This is a genomic window from Pseudomonas sp. 2995-3 (genome assembly GCF_002742565.1).
GTDB classification, from domain to species: Bacteria; Pseudomonadota; Gammaproteobacteria; order Pseudomonadales; family Pseudomonadaceae; genus Aquipseudomonas; species Aquipseudomonas edaphica.
The window spans coordinates 88447-110376 of the sequence record NZ_LJSB01000314.1 but is presented as its reverse complement, the minus strand read 5'-3'; the positions used below and the strand labels follow the sequence as shown (position 1 = coordinate 110376).

The following is a 21930-nucleotide window of genomic DNA, read 5'->3' as shown; positions in this document are numbered from 1 at the left end:
AGGTTATCCACAGATCACTAAATCGCAGGTGTCTCGACTACAACCGGCTCTGGAGGCAGCGAACCCATGGCCCGTTGCTGCGCTTCATTCCACGCCTGTGCGCGGTCATTGAGTGCGGCGATGGCGCGTGGCCCTTCACCTTCGGCGTACATGGGCTCGCCAATGACCACAGTGATAGTGCCTTCACGCTTGGCCCAACCGGTCTTCGGCCAGAATTTGCCGGCGTTGTGCGCAATCGGCAGCACCGGCAGATGGGCGTTGACCGCCAAAGCAGTACCGCCGCGTGAGAACTTGCCCACGGTGCCAAACGGCACACGCGTACCTTCCGGGAAGATCAGCACCCAAACACCATCCTTGAGCAGCTCGTCACCCTTCTTGGCCACGTGTTTGAGCGCCGCCTTGGGGTTGTCACGGTCGATGGCGATCGGCCGCAGCATGGCCATCGCCCAGCCGAAGAACGGCACGTACAGCAGCTCACGCTTAAGCACCTGGCTCAGAGGCGAGAAGTATGCGGACAGGAAGAACGTTTCCCACGTGCTCTGGTGATTCGACAGAATCACGCAGGGCTGGTCCGGGACGTTTTCAGCGCCCTTGATCTCGAAACGGATGCCCAGGAATACCTTGGTCAGCCACAACGCACAGCGGCACCAATAAACGTTGATAAAGCGATAACGCGCCTTGAACGGCAGGAACGGCGCGATAAAAAAGCTCAGGGTGCACCACAGAAACGAACTGGTGCCCAACAGCAGGTAAAAGAAGAAGGTTCTGATGGCCTGCAAAATCGACATGGCAGCATTTACCGTTGCGGGACATGGCCCGCCTGCTAAAAGCACACTCCCGAGCGATCCTTGTTCAGGAAGTCGAGGGCGGCTAGTTGTTAATAAGTTCTGCGGCAACCGCCGCCAGATCGTCAAAAATCAGAGTGCCCACCGGCAGGTTTTTCGCCTGGGTCTTTTCGCCTTTCCCGGTCTTAACCAAAACTGGCTGAGAGTCGACGGCTTTGGCCGCCTCCAGGTCACCGAGGCTGTCCCCGACGAACCATAGCCCAGCTAACGGCACCTTGTAATGTTCTGCAATGGTTTTCAACATGCCAGGCTTGGGTTTGCGGCACTCGCAGCCCTCATCCGGCCCGTGGGGGCAGTACACCACCAGCCCCACCTCACCGCCCTGCTCGGCCACTAACGCGCGCAAACGCGCGTGCATGGCGTCCAGGGTGGCGATGTCGTAATAACCGCGGGCGATGCCGGACTGGTTGGTGGCGATGGCCACCGTCCAGCCGGCTTTGCTCAACTGCGCGATGGCCTCGATCGAGCCGGGCAGTGGAATCCATTCCGCCACCGACTTGATGTAAGCGTCGGAGTCGTAATTGATCACCCCGTCCCGATCGAGAATCAGCAGTTTCAACATGGTCAGCCCAGTACAGAAATGTCAGCGATGTTGATGAACAAGCCGCGCAGGCGTGCCAGCATGGCGTAGCGGTTTTTCCGCACGCCAGCATCTTCGGCATTGATCATCACCGCTTCAAAGAACGCATCCACCGGCTCACGCAAGGTGGCCAGGCGCGCCAGTGCTTCGGCGTAATTGCGTTCGGCGAGCAGCGGCTTCACCGCGTTTTCCGCTTTGGCGATGGCCGAGTTCAGCGAGAACTCCTTGGCATCGGCAAACAGGCCAGGGTCGACTTCGGCATTGCCGAGGTTGTCGGCCTTGCTCAGCAGGTTCGACACACGCTTGTTCACGGCGGCCAGAGCCTCGGCTTCCGGCAGCTTGCGGAAGGCTTGCACGGCCTGTACGCGCTGATCGAAGTCCAATGCCGAGCCCGGTTGCAGGGCACGTACCGACAGGTAGACGGAAACGTCCACGCCTTCGTCTTCATAACGCGCACGCAGGCGGTCGAACACAAACTCCAGCACTTGCTCGGCCAACCCGGCTTGCTTGACCTTGGCGCCAAACTGGCTGACTGCAAACACCACGGCCTGGGTCAGGTCGAGGTCGAGCTTTTTGTCGATCAGGATACGCAGCACGCCCAGGGCCGCACGGCGCAGGGCATACGGGTCTTTGCTGCCGGTAGGCAACATGCCGATACCGAAGATACCGACGAGGGTGTCCAGCTTGTCAGCGATGGCCACGGCCGCACCGGTCAGGGTGCTCGGCAGCTCAGCGCCAGCGCCGCGCGGCATGTACTGCTCGTTCAGAGCCAGGGCTACATCGTCCGGCTCGCCGTCGTTGAGGGCGTAGTAGTAACCGGCAACGCCTTGCATCTCCGGGAACTCGCCGACCATTTCGGTGGCCAGGTCGCACTTGGACAGCAAGCCAGCGCGGGCTGCCCAGGCAGCGTCACCGCCAATGCGTGGGGCAATGTAGGCAGCCAGCTTGGAAACGCGCACGGCCTTGTCGTAGACGCTGCCGAGTTTTTCCTGGAACACCACGTTTTGCAGGCGCAGGTTGAAGTCTTCTAGCTTCTGCTTCTTGTCTTGCTTGAAGAAGAACTCGGCGTCAGTCAGGCGCGGGCGCACGACTTTCTCGTTACCGGCGATGATCTGCTGCGGGTCTTTGCTTTCGATGTTGGCCACGGTGATAAAACGCGGCAGCAGCTTACCGTCCACATCCAGCAGGCAGAAATACTTCTGGTTGTCCTGCATGGTGGTGATCAGCGCTTCTTGCGGCACGTCGAGGAAACGCTCCTCGAACGAGCACACCAGCGGCACCGGCCATTCAACCAGCGCGGTCACTTCGTCGAGCAGGCTTGGCGGCACGATGGCGGTGCCTTCCTGCAGGCGGGCCAGCTCTTCGGTGCGCTTGCTGATCAGCTCGCGGCGCTCGTTGGCATCGGCCAGTACGTAAGCGGCACGCAGGTCGGCGGCGTAGTTGGCCGGCGAGGTGATACGCACGGCTTCTGGATGGTGAAAGCGGTGACCACGGGAATCACGGCCAGCCTTCTGGGCGAGTATCGTGCAGTCGATGACTTGGTCACCGAGCAACATCACCAGCCACTGAGTTGGGCGCACGAACTCTTCCTTGCGAGCACCCCAGCGCATGCGCTTGGGGATAGGCAAGTCGTTCAGGGAGTCTTCAACGATGGTCGGCAACAGGCTTGCCGTTGGCTTGCCGGTGATGACCTGGCTGAAACGCAGTTTCGGGCCGCTCTGGTCGATCTCGCTCAGCTCGACGCCACACTTCTTGGCAAAACCAAGGGCGGCTTGAGTCGGATTGCCTTCAGCATCAAAAGCCGCCTGACGCGGTGGGCCGTCGAGGTTGATGCTGCGGTCCGGCTGCTGGGTTTCCAGCGCGGTCAGCAACACCGCCAGGCGACGTGGCGCGGCGTAGACTTTTTTCTCGGCGAACTTCAGGCCAGCGCTGTGCAGGCCTTTTTCGATACCGGCCAGGAACGCATCGGCCAGGGTGTTCAGTGCCTTGGGTGGCAGCTCTTCGGTGCCCAGTTCAACCAGGAAATCTTGAGCACTCATTGTGCAGCCTCCAGCTTAGCCAACACTTCATCACGCAGGTCCGGGGTTGCCATCGGGAAGCCCAGCTTGGCGCGAGCCAGCAGGTAGGCTTGGGCGACGGAACGCGCCAGGGTGCGTACACGCAGGATGTATTGCTGGCGCGCGGTCACCGAGATGGCACGGCGGGCGTCCAGCAGGTTGAAGGTATGGGAAGCCTTCAACACCATTTCATAGCTCGGCAACGGCAGCGGCTGGTCGAGTTCGATCAGGCGCTTGGCTTCGCTTTCATAGAAGTCGAACAGTTCGAACAGCTTGTCGACGTTGGCGTGTTCGAAGTTGTAAGTGGATTGCTCCACTTCGTTCTGGTGGAACACGTCGCCGTAGGTGACTTTGCCGAACGGGCCGTCAGCCCACACCAGGTCGTAGACCGAATCCACGCCTTGCAGGTACATGGCCAGGCGCTCGAGACCGTAGGTGATCTCGCCGGTCACCGGGTAGCACTCGATGCCGCCGGCTTGCTGGAAGTACGTGAACTGCGTCACTTCCATGCCATTGAGCCAGACTTCCCAGCCCAGGCCCCAGGCGCCCAAAGTTGGCGATTCCCAGTTGTCTTCGACGAAACGGATGTCGTGCACCAGTGGGTCCAGGCCGACATGTTTCAGCGAGCCCAGGTACAGCTCCTGGAAGTTATCCGGGTTCGGCTTCAATACCACCTGGAACTGGTAGTAGTGCTGCAGACGGTTCGGGTTTTCGCCGTAGCGGCCGTCAGTCGGGCGACGACTGGGCTGCACATAAGCGGCGTTCCAGGTTTCCGGGCCGATGGCCCGCAGGAATGTAGCGGTGTGGAAAGTGCCGGCGCCTACTTCCATATCGTAGGGCTGAAGTACCACACAACCTTGCTCGGCCCAGTATTGCTGGAGGGCGAGGATCAAGTCTTGGAAGGTACGCACGGCTGGCGTAGGCTGGCTCACGAAATTCACCTGTTACTTGGGCTGCGATTTAAAGAGCGGGAGTATACCCGATTCGGCCCTGCCACCACTCCCTGGAGCCTTATGCCACGCTGCTTTTGGTGTTCTGAAGATCCGCTGTACATGGCTTATCACGATCAGGAGTGGGGAACGCCGCTGCGCGATGCGCAGGGTTTGTTCGAGTTGCTTTTGCTCGAAGGGTTCCAGGCGGGCCTGTCCTGGATCACCGTTTTACGCAAACGCGAGCATTATCGAAAGGTCTTGTTCGGCTTTGATGCGCAGCGTTTGGCCAGGCTGACCGATGCTGAAATCGAAGCACTGATGCTCGATCCAGGCATCGTGCGTAACCGCCTAAAGCTCAACCCCCCCCGCCGCAACGCCGCCGCCTGGCTGGCGCTGGAAGATCCGGTGGGGTTGCTCTGGTCCTTTGTTGGCGGCGTGCCCAAGGTCAATCACTTTACCGATCGCAGCCAAGTCCCGGCGATTACCCCCGAGGCTGAAGCCATGAGTAAAGCGTTGAAAAAAGCCGGTTTCACCTTCGTCGGCCCGACCATCTGCTACGCGTTCATGCAGGCCTCGGGCATGGTCATGGACCACACTCAGGACTGCGACCGTTACGCGGACTTGGCCAACGCCGGTTAGAATGCCCGCTTTGCGCACCACACACGATCAGGAGTGACCTGTGGAAAAGTTTAAAGGCGCCTTGCTGGTAGGCGCTCTTCGGTTGTTTGCCCTGCTGCCCTGGCGCGCTGTCCAGGCCGTCGGCACGGCGATTGGCTGGATCATGTGGAAAACCCCCAACCGCTCCCGCGACACGGTGCGGATCAACCTCTCTAAATGCTTCCCGGACATGGACCCGGCCGCCCGCGAGCGTCTGGTGGGCCAAAGCCTGATGGACATCGGCAAGTCGCTGACCGAAAGCGCTTGCGCCTGGATCTGGCCGGCACAGCGTTCCATCGACCTGGTGCGCGAAGTCGAAGGCCTGGAAGTGCTGCATGAGGCATTGGCCTCAGGCAAAGGCGTGGTTGGCATCACCAGCCACCTGGGCAACTGGGAAGTGTTGAACCACTTCTATTGCAACCAGTGCAAACCGATCATTTTCTACCGCCCGCCCAAGCTCAAGGCGGTGGATGAGTTGCTGCAAAAACAGCGGGTGCAGTTGGGTAACCGCGTGGCGGCGTCCACCAAGGAAGGCATCCTCAGTGTGATCAAGGAAGTGCGCAAAGGTGGTCAGGTGGGTATTCCGGCTGACCCGGAGCCGGCGGAATCTGCGGGCATCTTCGTGCCGTTTTTCGCCACCCAGGCGCTGACCAGCAAGTTTGTGCCGAACATGCTCGCAGGCCACAAGGCTGTTGGCGTGTTCCTGCATGCCCTGAGGCTGCCGGACGGTTCGGGTTACAAAGTGATTCTGGAAGCAGCGCCGGAAGATATGTACAGCACCGACACGGCTACCTCCTGCGCGGCGATGAGCAAGGTGGTGGAGCGTTATGTCGGCGCCTACCCGAGCCAGTACATGTGGAGCATGAAGCGCTTCAAGAAACGCCCGCCGGGTGAAGAGCGCTGGTACTGACCACGTGATCGTTCCCACGCTCCGCGTGGGAACGCCGCCTGTGACGCTCCGCGTCACGGTTTTAAGGGCAGGCGCAGAGCGCCCAGGGCTGCATTCCCACGCAGAGCGTGGGAACGATCATAAACTCGGTTTTTCAGCCATACCGAGGTGATGCTATCGCAGGCAAGCCAGCTCCCACAGGGATCAATTCAGGCCAGGCGATCGAGTTTCTTCAGGAACACCGTCATCTCTTTTTCAGCCTGTTTGTCGCCATGTGCCAGGGCTGCTTCTATGCCCTTTTCCCAAGCTAACCGTGCTGCAGCGTTATCACCCTGCCCTTGCTGAGCCTTGCCCAACAGCTTCCACGCCGCCGAATACTTCGGGTCGAACTCGACGCATTTCTGCAAATGCTCGGCCGCCTTGGCGTTGTCCTTCAAGTCCAGATAACCCTTGCCCAAGCCAAAGCGCAGCAATGAATTATCCACACCCTTGGCGAGCATTTTTTCCAGGGATTCGAGCATTTATTATCACCTTGAGCGAAAAAAGGCTGTTGTGGCGAGGGCGCTTGCTCCCGTTGGATTGCGCAGCAGTCCCCCAACATTTTGCGAGCGCTTCGCACTCGAGCGGGAGCAAGCTCCCTCGCCACAATGAAATATTCCTGCCTAGAAAAAACTCAGCCCCACGTGAAACAGCTTCTCCACATCGCGAATATGCTTTTTATCCACAAGGAACAGAATCACATGGTCACCCGTAGCGATCATCGTGTCGTCATGGGCGATGATCACTTCTTCATCACGAATAATCGCACCAATGGTGGTGCCCGGCGGCAGGCCGATATCGCGGATCGCCTTGCCGATCACTTTGCTCGACTTTGAATCACCATGGGCAATCGCCTCGATGGCTTCCGCCGCGCCCCGGCGCAGGGAGTGCACGCTGACGATATCGCCACGGCGCACGTGGGCCAGCAAGGTGCCGATGGTGGCCAACTGCGGGCTGATGGCGATGTCGATGTCGCCGCCCTGGATCAGGTCGACGTAGGCCGGGTTGTTGATGATGGTCATCACCTTCTTCGCCCCCAGCCGCTTGGCCAGCAACGAGGACATGATGTTGGCCTCGTCGTCGTTGGTCAGGGCCAGGAAGATATCGGCGTCGGCGATGTTTTCTTCCATCAGCAGGTCACGGTCCGAGGCGCTGCCTTGCAAGACCACGGTGCTGTCGAGGGTGTCGGACAAATGCCGGCAGCGCGCCGGGTTCATCTCGATGATCTTGACCTGGTAGCGGCTCTCGATGGCCTCGGCCAAGCGCTCGCCGATCTGCCCGCCGCCGGCAATGACGATGCGTTTGTAGCTCTCATCGAGTCGACGCATTTCGCTCATCACTGCACGAATATTCGCTTTGGCAGCGATGAAAAACACTTCGTCGTCCGCTTCGATCACCGTATCGCCCTGGGGCAGGATCGGCCGGTCGCGACGGAAAATCGCCGCCACGCGGGTTTCCACATTCGGCATGTGTTCGCGCAGTTGGCGCAGTTGCTGGCCCACCAGCGGACCGCCGTAATAAGCCTTTACCGCCACCAGTTGCGCCTTGCCTTCGGCAAAGTCGATCACCTGCAAGGCACCGGGAATTTCGATCAGGCGCTTGATGTAGTGGGTCACTACCTGTTCGGGGCTGATCAGCACATCCACCGGAATCGCATCGTTGTCGAACAGACCGGCGCGGGTCAGGTAGGCGGCTTCGCGCACGCGGGCGATCTTGGTGGGCGTGTGGAACAGGGTATGGGCGACTTGGCAGGCGACCATGTTGGTCTCGTCACTGTTGGTCACCGCCACCAGCATATCGGCATCGTCGGCACCGGCCTGGCGCAGCACCGTCGGGAATGACGCACGGCCTTGTACGGTGCGGATGTCCAGGCGGTCGCCCAGGTTGCGCAGGCGCTCGCTGTCGGTGTCGACCACGGTGATGTCGTTGGCTTCGCTGGCCAAATGTTCGGCCAGTGTGCCGCCGACCTGCCCTGCACCAAGGATGATGATTTTCATCCGGTCACTCCCTTAAACCCATTAGCCGCGCGCGGCAGCAATCTTGATCAGTTTGGCGTAATAGAAGCCATCGTGTCCGCCTTCCTGCGCGAGCAGTTGGCGGCCGTGGGGCTGCTTGATACCGGCCGCCGTGGCGAGGTCCAGCTCCCGTGCGCCACTGGTGCGGGCGAGGAAGGCTTGGATCACCTCGGTATTTTCTGTCGGCAGCGTGGAGCACGTGGCGTAGAGCAGGATGCCGCCGACTTCCAGCGTTGGCCACATTGCATCGAGCAGTTCGCCTTGCAGCACGGCCAGGGCGGCGATGTCGTCGGGTTGGCGGGTGAGCTTGATATCCGGGTGACGGCGGATCACGCCAGTGGCGGAACATGGCGCGTCGAGCAGGATGCGCTGGAACGGCTTGCCGTCCCACCACGTGGCGGTGTCGCGGCCGTCGGCGGCGATCAGCTCGGCGCTCAGGCCCAGGCGTGCAAGGTTTTCACGCACGCGCACAAGGCGCTTGGCTTCCAGGTCGACGGCGACTACACCGGCCAGGTCTTTTTCGACTTCCAGAATGTGACACGTCTTACCGCCCGGCGCGCAGCAGGCGTCCAGTACGCGTTGGCCTGGGGCCAGGTCGAGCAGGTCGGCGGCCAATTGTGCGGCTTCGTCCTGCACGCTGATCCAGCCTTCGGCAAAGCCCGGCAGGCTGCGCACGTCGGTGGCCGCTTCCAGCACGATGCCGTCGACGCTGTACACGCACGGCGCGGCGCTGATGCCGGCACCGGTGAGCAATTGCAGGTAGGCGTCACGGCTGTGGTGGCGACGGTTGACCCGTAAAATCATCGGCGGGTGCGCATTGTTGGCGGCGCAAATGGCTTCCCATTGCTCGGGCCAGAAGGCTTTCAGGGATTTTTGCAGCCAGCGCGGGTGCGCCGTGCGCACCACCGGGTCATGTTCCAGCTCGGCCAGCAGCGCTTCGCTTTCACGCTGGGCGCGACGCAGTACGGCATTGAGCAAGGCCTTGGCCCACGGCTTCTTCAGCTTGTCGGCGCAGCCGACGGTTTCACCGATGGCGGCGTGAGCCGGCACGCGGGTGTAGAGCAACTGATAAAGGCCCACCAGCAGCAGCGCTTCTACATCGGCGTCGGCGGCCTTGAACGGCTTTTGCAGCAGCTTGGCCGCCAGGGCCGACAAGCGCGGCTGCCAGCGGGCGGCGCCAAAGGCCAGGTCCTGGGTGAAACCGCGATCACGGTCTTCAACCTTGTCCATTTGTGTAGGCAACGAACTGTTCAGCGAAGCCTTGCCGTTGAGTACGGCAGCGAGCGCCTTGGCGGCGGCCAGACGCGGGTTCATTGAGCGACCGCCCCGAGAACCGTGCCCAAGGCAAATTTCTCACGACGGCTGTTGAACAAGTCGCTGAAATTAAGCGCCTTGCCGCCGGGCAATTGCAGGCGGGTCAGGCACAGCGCCTGTTCACCGCAGGCGACCAACAGGCCGTCCTTGCTGGCGCCGATGATTTCACCCGGAGCACCTTTGCCATCCACCCAGGTGGCGGCCAGCACTTTCAACGCTTCGCCATTGAGGGTGCTGTGGCAGATCGGCCACGGGTTGAAGGCACGCACCAGGCGTTCCAGCTCAACGGCCGGGAGGTTCCAGTCGATACGCGCTTCGTCTTTATTCAGTTTGTGTGCGTAGGTGGCGAGGCTGTCGTCCTGTACTTCGCCTTCCAGCGTGCCGGCCGCCAGGCCAGCGATGGCCTGGATCACGGCGGGCGGGCCAAGTTCGGCCAAGCGGTCGTGCAGGCTGCCGCCGGTGTCTTCAGCCGTGATTGGGGTGGCAACCTTGAGCAGCATCGGGCCGGTATCCAGACCCGCCTCCATGCGCATCACGGTCACACCGCTTTCAAGGTCACCGGCTTCGACGGCGCGCTGGATCGGCGCCGCACCGCGCCAACGCGGCAGCAACGAAGCGTGGCTGTTGATGCAGCCCAGGCGCGGGATATCCAGCACGACTTGGGGCAGGATCAAACCGTAAGCCACTACCACCAGCAAGTCGGGCTTCAACGCCGCCAGTTCCGCCTGGGCATCGGCATTGCGCAGGGTTGGCGGTTGCAGCACAGGGATGTTGTGCTCAAGCGCCAACTGCTTGACCGGGCTTGGCATCAGTTTTTGCCCGCGACCGGCCGGGCGATCCGGCTGGGTGTACACCGCCACGATGTCATAAGGGCTGGCAAGCAGCGCCTTGAGGTGTTCGGCAGCGAATTCGGGAGTGCCGGCAAAAACAATGCGCAGTGGCTCGGTCATGGGAGTTCTCGGTTAAAAACAGTCACAAAAGAAAAAGGCTTGCCGCAGCAAGCCTTTGGAAGAAGGGCATCAAGCTTGCTGGCGATGCTTTTTTTCCAGCTTCTTCTTGATCCGGTCGCGTTTAAGCGTGGACAGGTAATCAACAAACAGCTTGCCGTTGAGGTGGTCGCATTCATGCTGAATGCACACTGCCAGCAAGCCTTCGGCGATCAGTTCGTAGGGCTTGCCGTCACGGTCCAGGGCCTTGATCTTCACGCGCAGCGGGCGTTCGACGTTCTCGTAGAACTCCGGCACTGACAGGCAGCCTTCCTGGTATTCGCCCATCTCTTCGGTCAGCGGTTCGAACTCGGGGTTGATAAACACCCGCGGCTCGCTGCGATCTTCCGACAGGTCCATGACCACGACGCGCTGATGCACGTTGACCTGGGTCGCGGCGAGGCCGATGCCCGGGGCTTCATACATTGTTTCAAACATGTCATCGACCAACTGACGAACCTTGTCGTCCACTACGGCCACCGGTTTGGCGATCGTGCGCAGGCGCGAGTCGGGAAATTCGAGGATGTTCAAAATAGCCATAAGCGTAATTGCTGCACATGTGAGGTAGAGGCAAATCGGCGTTGGGATGGACCCAAACCGCCGGTGTGAAAGGTTCGAAAGCCGCTAAGGCTCTGGCATTTCACGCGAACGCACATAATAAAGGAGATTGACCCCATGAGGAAATCGCTACTCGTCTTGCTGTTGTGGGCGCCGCTCGCCATGGCCCTGGTTTCCCAGCCCGGCCCGCGCCTGGAACAGGTGACGCAACAGGCCATCCGCCACTTCTTGCTGCACAACCGCATTTTCGATACACCCCAGGACCTGGACAACGCCCCTTACATTGTTGCCGCCGACGCGGGGCGAGTCCTGGGCGCCAACGGTGAGCGCGTGCATGCCCGCGGTGACCTGGACCCGGCCCAGCCGGACTATGGGATCTTTCGTCGCGGTAAAACCTACACCGACCCGCAAACCCAGGAGCTGCTGGGCATCAATGCCGACGACATCGGCAGCGCACGCTTTGTATTGGCGGGCGACCTCAGCACCCTGGCCGTGCAAAGGGTGACCCAGGAAGTGCGCCCAGGCGACCGCTTGCTGCGTGCCGAACCGCCCGTCGAATGGGCTAACCGGGAGCCTGCGCCTTTCATCGAAGGGCATATTATCGATATTCCCAAGGGTGTCACCCAGATCGGCGTAATGGATGCCGTGACCTTGAACAAGGGCCGCCGTGACGGTCTGGCCGAAGGCCACCTGCTCACGGTGATCAAGGCCGGCGTGAGCGTACGCGACAGCCTCTCTGGCGCCCCGGCCCAACTCCCCGATGAAGATGCTGGCACGCTGCTGGTGTTTCGCACCTACGAAAAACTCAGTTATGGCCTGGTGCTCAGAGCCTCGCGTTCACTCGCGGTCATGGATCGATTCGAGACTGCCCGACAAACGCAATAAATAGCCTGCTAAATAAGTTACCAACAGAGTTATCCACAGCTTGTTCAGATCAAGGACGATCAAATGTATCCGACAAACAGCCCTGAAATTTCCCCTGCAGAACTGGAAGCCCGACTACGCTTGCACAGGCTGCCGGAACTGGGCCCCAAGCGTTTTCGTGTATTGATTGACGCATTTGGTTCTGCCTCCAAGGCCATCAGCGCCCCGGCGAGTGCCTGGCGTTCTCTCGGGTTGCCACCCATTAGCGCCGATGCCAGGCGCAGCCCTGAAATTCGAGATGGCGCCAGTGATGCGCTCGCATGGTTGGAGCGCCCGGCCCAGCATTTACTGATGTGGGACCAGCCTGAGTACCCTGCGTTACTGGCGCAGATCGACGATGCACCGCCGTTATTATTCGTTGCCGGCGAGCCAAGCATTCTCGAAAAGCCGCAGTTGGCCATGGTCGGCAGTCGCCGTGCATCACGCCCTGGGATGGACACTGCCGCCGCCTTTTCGCGCAGCCTGGCAAGCGCCGGTTTTGTCATCACCAGTGGCTTGGCCTTGGGCATCGACGGTGCTGCGCACCAAGCGGCATTAGATGTCGGGGGGCAGACAATCGGCGTGCTCGGCACCGGCCTCGAAAATTTTTATCCACAACGCCACCGCCAGCTCGCCGCCGCGATGATTGCCCAGGGCAGCGCGGTGGTTTCCGAGTTTCCGCTGGACGCCGCGCCCCAGGCCGCCAACTTTCCACGGCGCAACCGGATCATCAGCGGCCTGTCGCTGGGGGTGCTGGTGGTGGAAGCCAGCATGGCCAGTGGTTCGCTGATCACCGCCAAGCTTGCCGCCGAGCAAGGGCGTGAGGTGTATGCGATTCCGGGCTCCATTCATCATCCGGGCGCCAAGGGCTGCCATCAGTTGATTCGCGACGGTGCGACGCTGGTGGAGTCCATCGAGCACATCCTGGACGGCTTGCGCGGTTGGCAGGCGTTGTCCCGCCCGGCGCCGATGCCGGTCACCCATCCGCTGGTGGCGCTGTTGCACGCGGCGCCCCTCACCAGCGAGGCCTTGGCGATTGCCAGCGGGCGGCCGTTGTCCCACACACTGGCGGCGCTTACCGAGCTTGAGCTTGAGGGCCAGGTGATCTGCGAAAGCGGGCGCTGGCTTGCGCGCGGCCCGCTTATGTAATTAGTTTTTGCAAAGAACATCGGTAAACTGCCCACAGCTTTAGTCCGGAGAGTGAGCAATGGTCAACAGGTGGCGTGTGCTGGAAGCCGCACGAGAAATTCGCGCAGGCGCGGTGATTGCCTATCCGACCGAAGCGGTCTGGGGCCTGGGCTGCGACCCGTGGAATGAAGACGCGGTGGACCGGCTGCTGGCGATCAAGAATCGCTCGGTCGACAAGGGGCTGATCCTGGTGGCGGACAATATCCGTCAGTTCGATTTTCTGTTTGAAGACTTCCCGGACACCTGGATCGACCGCATGGCCAGCACCTGGCCGGGGCCGAATACCTGGCTGGTGCCGCATCAGGGCATGTTGCCGGAATGGGTGACCGGTGTGCATGACACCGTGGCGCTGCGGGTCAGTGATCATCCGTTGGTTAGGGATTTATGCGCGCAGGTGGGGCCGTTGATCTCTACCTCAGCCAACCCGCAAGGCCGCCCGGCGGCGCGTACGCGGATTCGTGTGGAGCAGTATTTCCGTGGCCAAGTGGATTTGGTGCTGGGTGGTGCCCTGGGTGGGCGCAAGAACCCCAGCCTGATTCGTGATTTGGCGACGGGTGAGGTAGTGCGGCCGTCTTGAGACCGAGGCGCGGCCATCGCGGGCAAGCCCGGCTCCCACAGGGGAATGCATTCCAAATGAGGGAGCGGGCTTGCCCGCGATGGGGCCCTTACAAACGCGGAAGATCTTAGAGACTTATGGCAGCAAAATGGTCGACCCGGTCGTCCTGCGCCCCGACAACTCCGTCTGCGCCTTCGCCGCATCCGCCAGCGCAAACCGCTGGTTGATATCAATACGCACCTTGCCGCTCTTGATCATCGAGAACAGATCATCGGCCATCGCCTGCAAGTCTTTCGGGTTGCTGGCGTAAGTCGCCAGTGTCGGCCGAGTGACATACAACGAGCCCTTCGCCGCCAGAATCCCCAGGTTCACGCCATCCACCGCGCCCGACGCATTGCCGAAACTCACCACTAAACCCCGTGGCGCCACGCTGTCCAGCGAGGTCAGCCAGGTATCTTTGCCAACGCCGTCGTACACCACCGGGACTTTTTTGCCGTCGGTCAATTCCAGCACGCGCTGTGCGACGTTTTCCTTGCTGTAGTCGATGGTTTCCCAGGCGCCGAGGGATTTGGCCAGTGCGGCTTTTTCCGGCGAACTCACGGTGCCGATCAGCTTCACGCCCAGCGCCTTGGCCCATTGGCAGGCCAGCGAACCCACGCCACCGGCAGCGGCGTGGAACAGAATGGTTTCGCCACCCTTCAACTCGTAGGTCTGACGCAGCAGGTACTGCACGGTCAGGCCCTTGAGCATCGCGCCAGCCGCCTGTTCGAAGCTGATAGCGTCGGGCAAGTGCACCAGGTTGGCGGCAGGCAACACATGCAGTTGGCTGTACGCACCCAGTGGGCCACTGCCGTAGGCCACGCGGTCACCGACCTTGAACTGCGTGACCGCGCTGCCAACCGCATCCACCACGCCAGCGCCTTCTGCGCCAAGGCCCGATGGCAAGGCTGGCGGCGCATACAGGCCGCTGCGGAAATAGGTGTCGATGAAGTTCAGGCCGATGGCCTCGTTCCGTACACGCACCTGCTGTGGCCCAGGTTCTGCCGGGGTGTAGTCCACATACTCAAGCACTTCGGGGCCACCATGGGCGCTGAACTGGATACGTTTGGCCATCTGCACTTCTCCTGAGGTCGAATCGCGTAGCCCCCTATCCCACTCCTAAGCTTGATCTTCGTCAACTGCGGCGCGGTCGGGTGCAGTGGTATCCTGTGCGCCCATTTGCCGCCGACGCCCAATGGCCTCGCGTAGCTTTGCCCGATTCAAGGTGATGCCATGACTACCCGCACCGAGGCTGTAAAGGCCTACCTGCTTGACCTGCAAGACCGCATTTGCAGCGCCCTGGAAACCTTCGAGACGGATACTCGCTTTATCGAAGACGCCTGGACCCGGCCTGCCGGCGGCGGCGGTCGCACCCGTGTGATCGAAAACGGTTCGGTGATCGAAAAAGGCGGCGTCAACTTTTCCCACGTCTTCGGCAGCGGACTGCCACCGTCCGCCAGCGCGCATCGCCCGGAACTGGCTGGGCGTGGCTTTGAAGCCCTCGGCGTGTCGCTGGTGATCCATCCGCACAACCCGCATGTGCCGACGTCCCACGCCAACGTGCGCTTTTTCATCGCCGAAAAAGACGGCGAAGAGCCGGTGTGGTGGTTCGGTGGCGGCTTCGACCTCACGCCCTACTACGGCAATGAAGAAGACTGCATCCACTGGCATCGCGTGGCCGAGCAGGCCTGTGCGCCGTTTGGCGCGGATGTGTATTCGCGCTACAAGGCCTGGTGCGACACCTACTTCCATATCAAGCACCGCAACGAACCGCGCGGCATCGGCGGCCTGTTCTTCGATGACTTGAACGAGTGGGGCTTCGACACCTGCTTCGCCTTCATCCGTGCCATCGGCGATGCCTACATCGACGCCTACCTGCCGATCGTGCAGCGTCGCAAGGCCATGGCTTACACCGAGCAGCAGCGCCAATTCCAGGAATTTCGTCGTGGCCGCTACGTCGAATTCAACCTGGTCTACGACCGTGGCACCCTGTTCGGCCTGCAATCGGGCGGGCGTACCGAGTCGATCCTGATGTCGCTGCCGCCGCAAGTACGCTGGAGCTACGACTGGAAAGCCGAAGCCGACAGCGAAGAAGCGCGCCTCACTGATTACTACCTGCAAGACCGCGACTGGTTGGGCCTTGCTGCGCCCAAGGCGGCTGTCTGATGGACCGTTATGTGGTGTTCGGCAACCCCATTGGCCACAGCAAGTCGCCGTTGATTCACCGCATGTTCGCCGAGCAGACCGGTGAGCAACTGGACTACAGCACCCTGCTCGCGCCGCTGGAGGATTTCACCGGCTGTGCCCGTGAGTTCTTTGCACAAGGCCGTGGCGCCAACGTCACCGTGCCGTTCAAGGAAGACGCCTACCGCCTGGCCAACAGCTTGACCGAACGCGCCCAGCGCGCAGGCGCTGTGAACACCCTGAGCAAGCTTGCCGACGGCAGCTTGTTGGGCGACAACACCGACGGCGCCGGCCTGGTGCGCGACCTCACGGTGAACGCCGGGCTTAGCCTGCAAGGCAAACGCATCCTGCTGCTGGGCGCCGGTGGCGCCGTACGCGGGGCGTTGGAGCCATTACTGGCTGAGCAACCTGCGTCGCTGATCATCGCCAACCGCACCGTTGAAAAAGCCGAACTGCTTGCCGAGCTGTTCGACGATTTGGGGCCGGTGTCGGCCAGCGGTTTCGATTGGCTGCGTGAGCCGGTGGACGTGATCATCAATGCCACGTCTGCCAGCCTGTCAGGCGATGTACCGCCGATTGCCGGCAGCCTGATCGAACCGGGCAAGACCTTTTGCTACGACATGATGTACGCCAAGGAGCCAACAGCGTTCTGTCGCTGGGCTGCTGAGCAAGGCGCGGCGGTGGCGATGGATGGTTTGGGCATGTTGGTGGAGCAGGCCGCAGAAGCCTTCTTCCTGTGGCGCGGCGTGCGCCCGCAGTCGGCGCCGGTGTTGGCTGAGTTGCGACGGCAGTTGGCTGCGGCATAAATCTAAAAGTGAACACGGTCAAAATGTGGGAGCTGGCTTGCCTGCGATGGCGGTGTATCAGATACAGATGTGCTGGCTGATTCACCGCCATCGCAGGCAAGCCAGCTCCCACAGTTTTAACCGTGTTTATTCTTCAAAATGGATGGGGCATTTATCGGCCCCTTCCAGCTTTTTCAGTTCCTCGACGACTTGCGGCCGCGCCCGGCGCAACGTCAGGCTACGCCCCATACCCGCCAACCGCCGCGCCTCCTGGTGCAGCATCTCCACCCCGGAATAGTCGATAAAGTTAATTTGCTGCGCCTCGATCACCACCCGCTCGCCCTGCAGGCTTTGCAGCCGCACTTGCAGGTAATGGCTGGCGCCGAAGAAGATCGAACCGCCTACCCGCAACACATCCTCATCACCGTCGCGCCATTGCTGAACCCGCGGCTGTGAGGTGCGTTTGAGGTAGAAAAACAACGATGCCAGCACGCCCGCGTAAATCGCCGTTTGCAGCTCCAGCAGCAAGGTCGCGACGCCGGTCAGGCTCATCACCACAAACTCGGCGCGGCTGACGCGGAACAGCGCGCGAATGCCACGATGATCCACCAGGCCCCAGCAAATCAGCAGGATGCTTGCGGCCATGCTCGGGATCGGGATGTGCGCGATCAAGGCCGCGCCAAATAACGCAAACAATGCCACCCAGAGCGCGGAAAACACGCCCGCCAACGGCGAGCAGGCGCCTGCTTCATAGCTGAGGCCGGAGCGGGTGAAGGAGCCGGCCGACAAGTACCCGGAGAAAAAGCCGCCGACGATATTGGATAAACCCTGCGCACGGACTTCCTGATTGGCGTCGAGCAATTGCTGTGAACGCGCCGACAACGAGCGCGCAATCGACAGGCTGGTGACCAGCCCAAGCATGCCCACCGCCACGGCGCTGGGCAGCAGGCGCAGAAGTATATCCAGGTCCATCGGCAGCGGGCTGAACGGTGGCAGTTTGCCGATAAACGAACTCACCCGCGCCACATGCCCGAACATCGCCGGCCAAAGCCACGCCACCAGGCTGCCAAGTGTCAGGGCAATCAACAGTGTTGGCCAACGCGGGACCAGGTATTTGAGCAGCGCGCCCACCAGCAAGGTGCCCAGGCCCAGCGTCAGTGAGGCGTGGTCCCATTCACCGGCATGGTCCACCAGTGCCAGCAAGCTATTGATCGCCGTGGCCTGGCTGGGCAAATCCAGCCCCAGCAAGTTGGGCAATTGCCCCAAGGCAATCACCACGGCAGCGCCCAGAGTGAAACCCAGCACCACCGAATGCGAGACGAAATTCACCAGCGCGCCAAAGCGCAGCATGCCCAGCAGCCACTGGAACACACCGGCGAGGAATGTGAGCAACAGGATCAGCGTGATGTAGTCCTGAGAGCCTGGAACGGCCAGCGGACTGACGCTGGCGTACAGGACGATGGAAATCGCCGCCGTCGGGCCGCAGATCAGGTGCCAGGAGGAGCCCCACAGGCAGGCGATCAAGACGGGGATGATGGCGGCATACAGGCCGTATTCGGGTGGGAGCCCGGCGATCAGCGCGTAGGCAATGGACTGCGGCAAGGCGAGCACGGCGCCGCTGAGCCCGACAATCGCGTCCCGGCCGACGCTGGCGCGGGTTTGGCGCGGCAGCCAGGCAAGGAAGGGGAAGAGAGTGTGGCGGTTGGGCCGGGGCATCGCAGACTCGGTAGAAAGGTTTAGCTCAGAGTATCAGTACACCTAAGTCTCTGTGGGAGCTGGCTTGCCTGCGATAGCATCACCTCGGTCTGTCTGGCAGACCGAGTTGTCTGTATCGCAGGCAAGCCAGCTCCCACAGGGATGCGCGGCGGCCCTTAGAGTTTGGCTTTTACGGCAGACAGTGCGTCTTTACCGTCGAGGGTTTTTACGCCATCCAGCCATGTGTCCAGTACCGCCGGGTTGGCTTTGATCCACGCTTTTGCCGCGTCGGCATTGCTGACTTTATTGTTGGCCACCTCGGCCATGATGCTGTTCTCCATCTCCTGGGTAAAACTCAGGTTGGTCAGCAGTTTCCCAACATTCGGGCAGGCCTGTGCATAACCCTTGCGGGTCAAGGTATACACGCTGCCGGTGTCACCAAAATATTTCTCGCCGCCTTTGAGGTAATGCATTTTCAACTGCACGTTCATCGGGTGCGGCGTCCAGCCGAGGAAGGTCACGAACTTCTGCTTTTTCACCGCCCGCGACACTTCGGCCAGCATCGCCTGCTCGCTCGACTCGATCAGCTTCCACTGGCCCAGGTCGAAGTCGTTCTTCTTGATGATCTCCTGCAGCGAAATATTCGCAGGTGCGCCGGAGCCAATGCCGTAGATCTTCTTGTCGAACTTGTCGGCAAATTTGTTCAGGTCGGCAAAATCATGCACACCGGCGTCCCACACATAGTCCGGCACGGCGAGGGTGAACTCGGTGCCGTCGAGGTTTTTCGCCAGTTGCACCACATCGTCATTGGCCACGAACTTGTCGTAGAAACCCTGCTGCGCCGGCATCCAGTTGCCCAGGAACACATCCACCTGGCCATCCTTGAGCCCGCCAAACGTGATCGGCACCGCCAGGGTGTCGACCTTGGCCTTATAGCCCATGCCGTTCAACAGGAAACCGGTGATGGCATTGGTGGCGGCGATATCGCTCCAGCCTGGATCGGCCATTTTTACCGTTTCGCAGCTAGCGTCTGCGTACACATTGGCGCTGCCCAGCACCAACATACTCAGTACCACGGTCAACTTTTGCATGGCCTTCCCTCTGTCTATTTATTGGTTTTGGCAGGGTTGTGGATAACGTGCCTTGCGCTCCAGGTCGTCGAGGTCGATATGGTTGCGCATGTATTGCTGACTGGCGTCCACCAGTGGCTGGTGATCCCAGCTCTTCAGCTTGCCTTGGGTCAGTGCCTCGAACACCAGGCGGCGACGGCGTTGGCTGGCGAGCACCTGCTGGTGGATCGCCGGGATGTCCCATTTGGCCCGCGCCTCATTCAAAAACGCCTCGAACAGTGGCCGGTGTTCCGGTGACTGGCTGAGGTCTTTCCGTTCATGCGGGTCGTTGTGTACATCGAACAGTAGACAAGGGTCGTCTTCGCTGTAGATGAATTTGTAGGCGCCGCGCCGAATCATCATCAGTGGGCTGATGGTGCCTTCGGCCATGTATTCGCCAAACACTTCGTCGTGCCCGCCCTGCCCTTGCAGGTGCGGGACCAGCGAGCGGCCGTCCAGCGCCAGGCGCGGGTCCAACTCGCCGCCGGCCAGTTCCACCAGGGTGGGCAGCAGGTCGGCGGTGGATACGGCGTTGCTCACGCGGCCCGCCGCAAACTGGCCTGGCGCACTCACCAGCAGCGGTACGCGGGCGGCCATTTCAAACCAGTGCATTTTGTACCAGAGGCCACGCTCGCCAAGCATGTCGCCGTGGTCGCCGGAGAAGATGATGATCGTGTCGTCGGCCAGGCCGGTGTCTTCCAGGGTTTGCAGGAGTTTGCCGACGTTGCTGTCGATATAGCTGCACGCGCCGAAATACGCGCGGCGCGCATCGCGGATCTTGTCCACAGGCAGCGGCTTGTCCCACAGGTCGTAAACCTTGAGCAGGCGCTGGGAGTGCGGGTCGAGATCGCCTTGCGCGGGGGTTGCCGGCATTGGGATGTCGTTGTCGTCGTACAGGTCCCAGAACGGCTTGGGAATGGTGTACGGGTCGTGTGGGTGCGTCATCGACACGGTGAGGCAGAACGGCTGGTTGCCGTCTTCACGGATATGGTCAAACAGATACTGCTGGGCTTTGAACACCACCTCTTCGTCGAAATCCAGCTGATTGGTGCGCACGCACGGCCCGGCTTGCAGCACCGACGACATGTTGTGGTACCAGGTGGGACGCACGTCTGGTTCATCCCAGTTCACCGCCCAGCCATAGTCGGCTGGGTAGATGTCGCTGGTCAGGCGTTCTTCATAGCCGTGCAACTGATCTGGCCCGCAGAAATGCATCTTGCCCGACAGTGCCGTGCGGTAACCGAGGCGGCGCAGGTAGTGGGCATAAGTGGGTACATCGGCGGGGAAATCGGCGGCGTTGTCGTAGGCGCCAATCTTGCTCGGCAACTGGCCGCTGACCAGGGTGAAACGCGAAGGCGCGCACAGCGGGCTATTGCAGTAGGCGGCGTCAAACACCACGCCCTGTGCAGCCAGGCGGCTCAGGTTCGGCAACTTGATCGGGGAAGGTCCGTAGAACGGCAGCATCGGCGCGGCCATTTGATCGGCCATGATGAAAAGAATGTTCTTGCGCTTCATGATCTATCGGCATTCCATAGGCGGTGTTTATGCGAATGAGCATGCAGCCCATGGAAAATGGGGTAAAGCCCATGGAAAGCAATGTCTAGGATAAGCACAGCTTATGTATGAAGCCCTCGGTGATCTGTCCCTCGACCTGCTGCGTGCCTTTGAAGCCGCGGCGCGCCATCGCAGCTTTACCGCCGCCGCGATGGAGTTGGGCACTACGCAGCCGGCCATCAGCCAGCAGATCAAGCGCCTTGAAGAGCAACTGGCGATCCGCCTGTTCGATCGCATCTACCGAGGCATCGAACTGACGGATGCGGGCGCGCTGTTGTTTGAACAGGTGCAAGGCGGTTTGCAGGCCATCAACCAAGGCCTCAGCACGATCACCCAGCAGGACCAGCACGAAGTGCTGCAAGTGGCCACCGACTTCGCTTTCGCCGCCTACTGGTTGATGCCGCGCCTGCATCGCTTTCACCAGGCCAACCCGCAGGTGGATGTGAGCCTGGTGACCAGCGAACGCAACCACGCGACTTTGCGCAGCGATATCGACGTGGCGGTGTTGTTTGGCGATGGTCGTTTCAAGCAGGGCGAGAGCTTGTGGCTGTTCAACGAGGAAGTGTTTCCGGTGTGCAGCCCGCAGTGGCTCAAGGCTCAATCCACGCCACTGACGGTGCAAAATCTGCACGATTACCCGCTGCTGCACCTGCGCCAGGAAAACAACAGCCAGTGGTTCGACTGGAGCGGCGTGTTTCGTGAGTTAGGCATCACCACGGCGCCCACGCCTGGGCAATTGCGCTTCGACAATTACACCCTGCTGATCCAGGCTGCGATTGCCGGCCAGGGCGTGGCCATCGGTTGGCGGCACTTGGTGGATAACCTGCTGGAACAGAACTGGCTGTGCCGGCCGATCAATGACACGGTGATCTCGCGCTTCGGTTATTACGTGGTGCAGCCCCAGCGCAAACGCCGGGGGCAACTGGTCGAGCGCTTTGTCGACTGGCTGGTGGCCGAGCAAGCCAGCAGCGCGCAGTCGTTGACCGGGCTGGCCCTGCCGTCGATTGCGGTCTAGGATCGGCGCATATTGGATCCGGATTTCGTC

21 protein-coding genes are annotated in these 21930 nt (G+C 61.1%); 8 read left to right on the top strand and 13 right to left on the bottom strand.

Annotated elements, in window-relative coordinates:
- Positions 1-17 precede the first annotated feature (17 nt).
- The 4 genes from AOA62_RS26445 to glyQ all read right to left on the bottom strand — a co-directional run bounded on the left by AOA62_RS26445 (position 18) and on the right by glyQ (position 4414).
- Entirely contained in the window at positions 18-788 is a 771-nt protein-coding gene (locus AOA62_RS26445) for a 1-acyl-sn-glycerol-3-phosphate acyltransferase (protein WP_017135137.1), read from the bottom strand.
- A gap of 82 nt (positions 789-870) precedes the next feature.
- Positions 871-1407, bottom strand: a complete 537-nt coding sequence (gene gmhB / locus AOA62_RS26440; RefSeq protein ID WP_017135138.1) for a D-glycero-beta-D-manno-heptose 1,7-bisphosphate 7-phosphatase — start codon at positions 1405-1407, stop codon at positions 871-873.
- Positions 1408-1409: 2 nt separating this feature from the next.
- Positions 1410-3464 carry a glycine--tRNA ligase subunit beta gene (glyS, locus tag AOA62_RS26435; RefSeq protein WP_099550196.1) on the bottom strand — a complete coding sequence of 685 codons (2055 nt, stop codon included), beginning with the start codon at positions 3462-3464 and terminating at the stop codon, positions 1410-1412.
- Positions 3461-4414 (bottom strand): glycine--tRNA ligase subunit alpha, encoded by a 954-nt coding sequence (gene glyQ / locus AOA62_RS26430; RefSeq protein WP_003187265.1) that lies wholly within the window; start codon positions 4412-4414, stop codon positions 3461-3463. The genes glyS and glyQ overlap by 4 nt, the downstream gene beginning before the upstream one ends.
- An 81-nt stretch (positions 4415-4495) precedes the next feature.
- Here glyQ and AOA62_RS26425 point away from each other — a divergent pair, with 81 nt between their 5' ends.
- Together AOA62_RS26425 and AOA62_RS26420 are read left to right on the top strand one after the other, a co-directional pair.
- On the top strand, positions 4496-5053 hold the full coding sequence (locus AOA62_RS26425; RefSeq protein ID WP_099550195.1) for a DNA-3-methyladenine glycosylase I: 558 nt from the start codon (positions 4496-4498) through the stop codon (positions 5051-5053).
- A gap of 40 nt (positions 5054-5093) precedes the next feature.
- Positions 5094-5981: a lysophospholipid acyltransferase gene (locus tag AOA62_RS26420; protein ID WP_017135141.1), complete on the top strand. Its 888-nt coding sequence runs from the start codon at positions 5094-5096 to the stop codon at positions 5979-5981.
- Between the two features lie 188 nt (positions 5982-6169).
- Here the strand turns inward: AOA62_RS26420 and AOA62_RS26415 are convergent, their stop codons facing one another.
- The 5 genes from AOA62_RS26415 to def all read right to left on the bottom strand — a co-directional run bounded on the left by AOA62_RS26415 (position 6170) and on the right by def (position 10854).
- Complete coding sequence (locus tag AOA62_RS26415) at positions 6170-6481, bottom strand: lipopolysaccharide assembly protein LapB (RefSeq protein WP_065932011.1); 312 nt, start codon at positions 6479-6481, stop codon at positions 6170-6172.
- Between the two features lie 141 nt (positions 6482-6622).
- Positions 6623-7996 carry a Trk system potassium transporter TrkA gene (gene trkA, locus AOA62_RS26405; RefSeq protein ID WP_099550193.1) on the bottom strand — a complete coding sequence of 458 codons (1374 nt, stop codon included), beginning with the start codon at positions 7994-7996 and terminating at the stop codon, positions 6623-6625.
- A gap of 21 nt (positions 7997-8017) precedes the next feature.
- Positions 8018-9328: a 16S rRNA (cytosine(967)-C(5))-methyltransferase RsmB gene (gene rsmB, locus AOA62_RS26400; protein WP_099550192.1), complete on the bottom strand. Its 1311-nt coding sequence runs from the start codon at positions 9326-9328 to the stop codon at positions 8018-8020.
- On the bottom strand, positions 9325-10278 hold the full coding sequence (gene fmt / locus AOA62_RS26395; protein ID WP_099550191.1) for a methionyl-tRNA formyltransferase: 954 nt from the start codon (positions 10276-10278) through the stop codon (positions 9325-9327). Before fmt ends, rsmB begins: the two co-directional genes overlap by 4 nt.
- Positions 10279-10347: 69 nt before the next feature.
- Entirely contained in the window at positions 10348-10854 is a 507-nt protein-coding gene (gene def / locus AOA62_RS26390) for a peptide deformylase (protein WP_017135146.1), read from the bottom strand.
- A gap of 135 nt (positions 10855-10989) precedes the next feature.
- On the opposite strand from def, the gene AOA62_RS26385 reads away from it, so the two are divergent.
- From AOA62_RS26385 to AOA62_RS26375, 3 genes are all read left to right on the top strand, one after another.
- A complete protein-coding gene (locus AOA62_RS26385; RefSeq protein ID WP_099550190.1) occupies positions 10990-11757 on the top strand; it encodes a peptidoglycan-binding protein in 768 nt (255 codons plus the stop codon).
- A gap of 63 nt (positions 11758-11820) precedes the next feature.
- Positions 11821-12924, top strand: a complete 1104-nt coding sequence (gene dprA / locus AOA62_RS26380; RefSeq protein ID WP_017135148.1) for a DNA-processing protein DprA — start codon at positions 11821-11823, stop codon at positions 12922-12924.
- Between the two features lie 58 nt (positions 12925-12982).
- Positions 12983-13540: an L-threonylcarbamoyladenylate synthase gene (locus AOA62_RS26375; protein WP_017135149.1), complete on the top strand. Its 558-nt coding sequence runs from the start codon at positions 12983-12985 to the stop codon at positions 13538-13540.
- 114 nt (positions 13541-13654) lie between these two features.
- Here AOA62_RS26375 and AOA62_RS26370 read toward each other — a convergent pair whose 3' ends face one another.
- Positions 13655-14632: an NADPH:quinone reductase gene (locus AOA62_RS26370; protein ID WP_099550189.1), complete on the bottom strand. Its 978-nt coding sequence runs from the start codon at positions 14630-14632 to the stop codon at positions 13655-13657.
- A gap of 159 nt (positions 14633-14791) precedes the next feature.
- Here AOA62_RS26370 and hemF point away from each other — a divergent pair, with 159 nt between their 5' ends.
- A complete protein-coding gene (gene hemF, locus AOA62_RS26365) occupies positions 14792-15724 on the top strand; it encodes an oxygen-dependent coproporphyrinogen oxidase (protein WP_017135151.1) in 933 nt (310 codons plus the stop codon).
- Complete coding sequence (aroE, locus tag AOA62_RS26360; protein ID WP_099550188.1) at positions 15724-16548, top strand: shikimate dehydrogenase; 825 nt, start codon at positions 15724-15726, stop codon at positions 16546-16548. The genes hemF and aroE overlap by 1 nt, the downstream gene beginning before the upstream one ends.
- 126 nt (positions 16549-16674) lie before the next feature.
- Here aroE and AOA62_RS26355 read toward each other — a convergent pair whose 3' ends face one another.
- From AOA62_RS26355 to betC, 3 genes are all read right to left on the bottom strand, one after another.
- On the bottom strand, positions 16675-18243 hold the full coding sequence (locus AOA62_RS26355) for a SulP family inorganic anion transporter (RefSeq protein WP_099550187.1): 1569 nt from the start codon (positions 18241-18243) through the stop codon (positions 16675-16677).
- Positions 18244-18398: 155 nt separating this feature from the next.
- The gene (gene choX, locus AOA62_RS26350; RefSeq protein WP_099550186.1) at positions 18399-19313 is read right to left on the bottom strand and encodes a choline ABC transporter substrate-binding protein; all 915 of its coding nucleotides are present in this window, start codon (positions 19311-19313) and stop codon (positions 18399-18401) included.
- Positions 19314-19331: 18 nt separating this feature from the next.
- Positions 19332-20846 carry a choline-sulfatase gene (gene betC / locus AOA62_RS26345; protein WP_099550185.1) on the bottom strand — a complete coding sequence of 505 codons (1515 nt, stop codon included), beginning with the start codon at positions 20844-20846 and terminating at the stop codon, positions 19332-19334.
- A 103-nt stretch (positions 20847-20949) separates the two neighbouring features.
- On the opposite strand from betC, the gene AOA62_RS26340 reads away from it, so the two are divergent.
- Positions 20950-21900, top strand: a complete 951-nt coding sequence (locus tag AOA62_RS26340) for a LysR family transcriptional regulator (RefSeq protein ID WP_017137931.1) — start codon at positions 20950-20952, stop codon at positions 21898-21900.
- Positions 21901-21930: the final 30 nt, after the last annotated feature.

Bases quoted from the DNA above. Each gene is read 5' to 3' on its own strand.
- AOA62_RS26375 (WP_017135149.1), top strand. From the start codon at position 12,983: ATGGTCAACAGGTGGCGTGTGCTGGAAGCCGCACGAGAAATTCGCGCA.
- betC (WP_099550185.1), bottom strand. From the start codon at position 20,846: ATGAAGCGCAAGAACATTCTTTTCATCATGGCCGATCAAATGGCCGCG.
- glyS (WP_099550196.1), bottom strand. From the start codon at position 3,464: ATGAGTGCTCAAGATTTCCTGGTTGAACTGGGCACCGAAGAGCTGCCA.
- def (WP_017135146.1), bottom strand. From the start codon at position 10,854: ATGGCTATTTTGAACATCCTCGAATTTCCCGACTCGCGCCTGCGCACG.
- hemF (WP_017135151.1), top strand. From the start codon at position 14,792: ATGACTACCCGCACCGAGGCTGTAAAGGCCTACCTGCTTGACCTGCAA.
- AOA62_RS26355 (WP_099550187.1), bottom strand. From the start codon at position 18,243: ATGCCCCGGCCCAACCGCCACACTCTCTTCCCCTTCCTTGCCTGGCTG.
- AOA62_RS26445 (WP_017135137.1), bottom strand. From the start codon at position 788: ATGTCGATTTTGCAGGCCATCAGAACCTTCTTCTTTTACCTGCTGTTG.
- AOA62_RS26340 (WP_017137931.1), top strand. From the start codon at position 20,950: ATGTATGAAGCCCTCGGTGATCTGTCCCTCGACCTGCTGCGTGCCTTT.
- trkA (WP_099550193.1), bottom strand. From the start codon at position 7,996: ATGAAAATCATCATCCTTGGTGCAGGGCAGGTCGGCGGCACACTGGCC.
- rsmB (WP_099550192.1), bottom strand. From the start codon at position 9,328: ATGAACCCGCGTCTGGCCGCCGCCAAGGCGCTCGCTGCCGTACTCAAC.
- AOA62_RS26370 (WP_099550189.1), bottom strand. From the start codon at position 14,632: ATGGCCAAACGTATCCAGTTCAGCGCCCATGGTGGCCCCGAAGTGCTT.
- AOA62_RS26425 (WP_099550195.1), top strand. From the start codon at position 4,496: ATGCCACGCTGCTTTTGGTGTTCTGAAGATCCGCTGTACATGGCTTAT.
- dprA (WP_017135148.1), top strand. From the start codon at position 11,821: ATGTATCCGACAAACAGCCCTGAAATTTCCCCTGCAGAACTGGAAGCC.
- choX (WP_099550186.1), bottom strand. From the start codon at position 19,313: ATGCAAAAGTTGACCGTGGTACTGAGTATGTTGGTGCTGGGCAGCGCC.
- aroE (WP_099550188.1), top strand. From the start codon at position 15,724: ATGGACCGTTATGTGGTGTTCGGCAACCCCATTGGCCACAGCAAGTCG.
- gmhB (WP_017135138.1), bottom strand. From the start codon at position 1,407: ATGTTGAAACTGCTGATTCTCGATCGGGACGGGGTGATCAATTACGAC.
- fmt (WP_099550191.1), bottom strand. From the start codon at position 10,278: ATGACCGAGCCACTGCGCATTGTTTTTGCCGGCACTCCCGAATTCGCT.
- AOA62_RS26415 (WP_065932011.1), bottom strand. From the start codon at position 6,481: ATGCTCGAATCCCTGGAAAAAATGCTCGCCAAGGGTGTGGATAATTCA.
- AOA62_RS26385 (WP_099550190.1), top strand. From the start codon at position 10,990: ATGAGGAAATCGCTACTCGTCTTGCTGTTGTGGGCGCCGCTCGCCATG.